Below are 4,124 nucleotides of genomic sequence, written 5' to 3'. Positions count from 1 at the left end.
GGAGTCCGACCGGATGCCCGGGTATTTGAACAGGTCCCACGTTCCGCCCAGGTCGTCGCGGCGTTCGAGGATGGCGTAGCTCTTCGTCGGGCAGCGTTCCTGCAGGTGCCAGGCCGCGCTCACGCCGGAGATGCCGGCGCCCACGATGAGGACGTCAAGGTGCTCAGTCATGCGGGCAACGCTATCAACACCGTGTTGAACCAGTCAACACCGTGTCGAAAGTTTCGACAACGTGTAAAGTAACGGCCGTGTCTACCGTCGGTTCCGCCCGCACCCACCGAGGCAGGCGTTCTGCGCGCCCGTCCGGCGACGACCGTGAACTGGCCATTCTGTCCACCGCAGAGCGGCTGCTGCGGGAACGCCCGCTCGCCGACATCTCCGTCGACGACCTGGCCAAGGGCGCCGGCCTGTCCCGGCCGACGTTCTACTTCTATTTCCCGTCCAAGGACGCGGTGCTGCTCACGCTGTTCGAGCGCGTGATCATGGAAGCCGACTCCGCACTGGAGACCATGGTCGCCAACCCGCCCGCCGACCTGAAAGCGTTGTGGCGCATCGGGATCAACGTGTTCGTCGAGACGTTCGGGGCGCACCGGGCGGTGTCGCTGGCGGCCGATGCCGCCCGCACCAACAAAGACCTGCGCGACCTGTGGTCGCGATTCATGCAGAAGTGGGTCGATCACATCGCCGTGGTGATCGAAGCAGAACGCGCGCGTGGCGCCGCGCCGGTGACGCTGCCGGCGCACAATCTGTCCGCCTCGCTGAACCTGCTGAACGAGAAGATGATGCTCGCGTCGTTTGCCGACGAGCGGCCGTCGGTGCCCAGCGAGCAATTGCTCGAAACCCTGGTGCACATCTGGGTCAGCAGCATCTATGGCGAGGCTTGCTGACGCGCCCTTGTCGGCCACCTATGCGAACATATGTTCGTGCGCTGTGATGCCTCCATCCTGCACGCGGACCTGGATTCCTTCTACGCGTCCGTCGAACAGCGCGACGACCCGACGTTGCGCGGCCGCCCGGTGATTGTGGGCGGCGGAGTCGTCCTGGCCGCCAGCTACGAGGCCAAGGCCTACGGCGTGCGCACGGCGATGGGCGGCGCGCAGGCGCGGCGCCTGTGTCCCCACGCCGTGGTGGTGCCGCCGCGTATGTCCGCCTACTCGCGGGCCAGCGACGCCGTCTTCGAGGTGTTCCGCGACTGCACACCGATCGTGGAGCCGATCTCGGTGGACGAAGCGTTCCTCGACGTCAGCGGCTTGCGCCGGGTGTCGGGCACCCCGGTTCAGATCGCCGAGCGACTCCGCGCCGACGTGCGCGACCGCGCCGGCCTGCCCATCACCGTGGGTATCGCGCGGACGAAATTTCTCGCCAAGGTCGCCAGCCAGGAAGGCAAGCCCGACGGGCTGCTGCTCGTGCCGCCCGATCAGGAGCTGGCTTTCTTGCACCCGTTGCCGGTGCGCCGGCTGTGGGGTGTGGGCGCGAAGACGGCCGACAAGCTGCACGCGCACGGCCTTACCACCGTCGCCGACGTCGCCGAGCTCAACGAATCCACGCTCGCCTCGCTGGTGGGCGGCGCCATGGGCCGGCAGCTGTTTGCCCTGTCGCGCAACGTCGACCGCCGCCGGGTGAACACGGGGGTGCGGCGCCGTTCGGTTGGCGCGCAACGCGCGCTCGGCCGCGCCGGCAACACCATGTCACCCGCCGAGATCGACGCGGTGGTGGTCAACCTGATCGACCGCATCACCAGCCGCATGCGCACCACCGGCCGGACCGGTCGCACGGTGGTGCTGCGACTGCGGTTCAACGACTTCAGCCGGGCGACCCGGTCACGCACGTTGCCGTCGGCCACCTCGTCGACGCAGCCCATCCTCGCCGCCGCCCGCGGACTGGTCGCGGCGGCGGCGCCCATGATGTCCGAGCGCGGCCTGACCCTGGTCGGCTTCGCGGTGTCGTCGATCGACCGCAGCGGTGCCCAGCAGCTGATGCTGCCGTTCGAGGGTGATGCGGCCACGGTAGACGCGGCGATCGATCAGATCCGCCGTCGCTACGGCAGATCCGCGCTCACCCCGGCGGTGTTGGTCGGCCACGATTCCGGATTGGAGATGCCGCACCTACCCGACTGATGCGGTCCATTCCAACAGCTGCTCGGCGGGCCAGGTGTTGACGATCCGCTCGACGGGCACCCCCGCGTCCAGCGCGCGCTGGGCGCCGTAGCCGAGGAAATCGAGCTGACCGGGCGCGTGCGCGTCGGTGTCGATGCTGAACACGCACCCGATGTCCAGCGCCAGGTTGAGCAGCCGAGTCGGCGGGTCCCGCCGTTCGGGGCGGGAGTTGATCTCGACCGCGGTGCCGTGCTCGCGGCACGCGGTGAACACCGCTTCGGCGTCGAACTTGGATTCGGGCCGCACACCACGGTTTCCGGAGACCAGCCGGCCGGTGCAGTGGCCGAGCACGTCGGCGTGCGGGTTGGACACCGCGCGCACCATCCGGCGGGTCATCGCACCGGCGTCCATCGACAGCTTCGAATGCACGCTGGCCACCACCACGTCGAGCCGCTCCAACAGCTCGGGTTCCTGGTCCAGGCTCCCGTCCTCGAGTATGTCGACCTCTATCCCGGTGAGGATCTGCATCGGTTCGAATTTCTCCCGCAGCCGGTCGATCACGTCGAGCTGTTTGCGCAACCGTTCGGGCGACAGACCGTTTGCGATCGTCAGGCGCGGCGGATGATCGGTCAACGCGCAGTACTCATGACCCAGCGCGGCCGCGCTGCCCATCATCTCCTCGATATCGGCCGAGCCGTCCGACCAGTTGGAGTGCAGATGCAGATCCCCGCGCAGCGCGGCGCGGATGTCGCCGCCGCCGAGATCTTTTGCGGCAGAGCGTAATTCGATAAGCATATCGGGTTCACGGCCGGACCAGGCCTGGTCGATGACCTTGGCGGTTTTCGGTCCTATGCCCGGTAGTGACTGCCAGCTGTTGGCTTGCCCGTGGCGCTCCCGCTCCTCGTCGGTCAGCCCCTCGACGATGTCAGCCGCGTTACGATAAGCCATCACGCGTCTGGAGTCCTGGCGATCGCGGTCCTTGTAGTAGGCGATCTGCCGCAGCGCCGTTACCGGGTCCATGACTTCAGTGTGCCTGCGCGGTGACTGCAAGCGCAGCCGAGCTGGGCGCCGCAGGTCACCGCCAAACCCTCCGCGGTGACTGCAAGCGCAGCGGAGCTGGGCGCCGCTGGGCGCCGCCAAACCGAGAAGCTCACAGCAGCTGCTTGACGATGAATCCGGCGAGGATCACCGCGAATCCGCCGATCTCGCCGACGATCAGCGCAACCATGGCCACGGCCGTTCTGCCGTCGGCGTGCTCAAACTGATTGACGGTGTCACGCCGCGCGCCGTGGCTGATGTAGGCGAGGATGGCGCCGACGAAAAAGAAGATGACGACGAGCGCGGCCGTCAGGTTGACCCACGTCGGCCAGGCGCTCAGCTGGACGAAGACCGCGATCAGCAGTGTCGCGAACGAGTAGAGCAACGCCGCCCGGTGGGCGATGTCGACGTAGGGATGCGCGCGCCGGTCGTCGGACGTCATGATCTGCCGGTACTTCCACACGCCGAGAACGAGCGCAAGCAGGAAGATCAGACCCGCCGCCAGCAGGGTGATCTTGGTGTCGATTCCGAGCGCGGTACCCATGGTGCGGTCGAGTTTAGTTGCGCTTCATAAAGACCGACTAACGTCGGTTGCATGCGATTCGCGTTCAAAACCTCACCGCAGAACACCGCCTGGGCCGACATGCTCGCCGTCTGGCAGGCCGCCGACGACATCGACGTCTTCGAGTCGGGCTGGACCTTCGACCACTTCTACCCGATCTTCTCCGACAGCACCGGCCCGTGCCTGGAGGGCTGGACGACGCTGACGGCGCTGGCGCAGGCGACCAAGCGCCTGCGGCTGGGCACCCTGGTGACGGGAATCCACTACCGCCACCCCGCTGTCCTCGCCAACATGGCCGCCGCGCTCGACATCATCTCGAACGGACGGCTCGAGCTCGGGATCGGCGCCGGCTGGAACGAGGAGGAGTCGGGCGCCTACGGCATCGAGCTGGGCAGCATCAAGGAACGCTTCGATCGGTTCGAGGAAGC

6 protein-coding genes are annotated in these 4,124 nt (G+C 67.3%); 3 read left to right on the top strand and 3 right to left on the bottom strand.

Annotated elements, in window-relative coordinates; all coding sequences use genetic code 11:
- Nucleotides 1-171: FAD-dependent oxidoreductase (locus JOZ00_RS10395; RefSeq protein WP_293343403.1), on the bottom strand; the 171-nt coding region annotated here is incomplete at its 3' end.
- 77 nt (nt 172-248) lie between these two features.
- Between JOZ00_RS10395 and JOZ00_RS10390 the strand changes: the two genes are divergently transcribed.
- Nucleotides 249-887, top strand: coding sequence for a TetR/AcrR family transcriptional regulator (locus JOZ00_RS10390; RefSeq protein WP_293343401.1), 639 nt, complete (start codon nt 249-251; stop codon nt 885-887).
- A 30-nt stretch (nt 888-917) separates the two neighbouring features.
- Entirely contained in the window at nt 918-2,117 is a 1,200-nt protein-coding gene (dinB, locus tag JOZ00_RS10385; protein WP_293343399.1) for a DNA polymerase IV, read from the top strand.
- Here the strand turns inward: dinB and JOZ00_RS10380 are convergent.
- Nucleotides 2,106-3,116, bottom strand: a complete 1,011-nt coding sequence (locus tag JOZ00_RS10380; protein WP_293343397.1) for a PHP domain-containing protein — start codon at nt 3,114-3,116, stop codon at nt 2,106-2,108. The two genes, dinB and JOZ00_RS10380, sit on opposite strands and share 12 nt — an antisense overlap.
- 130 nt (nt 3,117-3,246) lie before the next feature.
- On the bottom strand, nt 3,247-3,678 hold the full coding sequence (locus tag JOZ00_RS10375; RefSeq protein ID WP_293343395.1) for a hypothetical protein: 432 nt from the start codon (nt 3,676-3,678) through the stop codon (nt 3,247-3,249).
- Nucleotides 3,679-3,729: 51 nt separating this feature from the next.
- Here JOZ00_RS10375 and JOZ00_RS10370 point away from each other — a divergent pair.
- The coding region (locus tag JOZ00_RS10370; protein ID WP_293343393.1) for an LLM class flavin-dependent oxidoreductase at nt 3,730-4,124 on the top strand (395 nt) is incomplete at its 3' end.

The organism is Mycobacterium sp. (assembly GCF_019243155.1).
GTDB lineage: Bacteria > Actinomycetota > Actinomycetes > Mycobacteriales > Mycobacteriaceae > Mycobacterium.
This window is presented reverse-complemented; position numbering and strand designations above follow the sequence as displayed.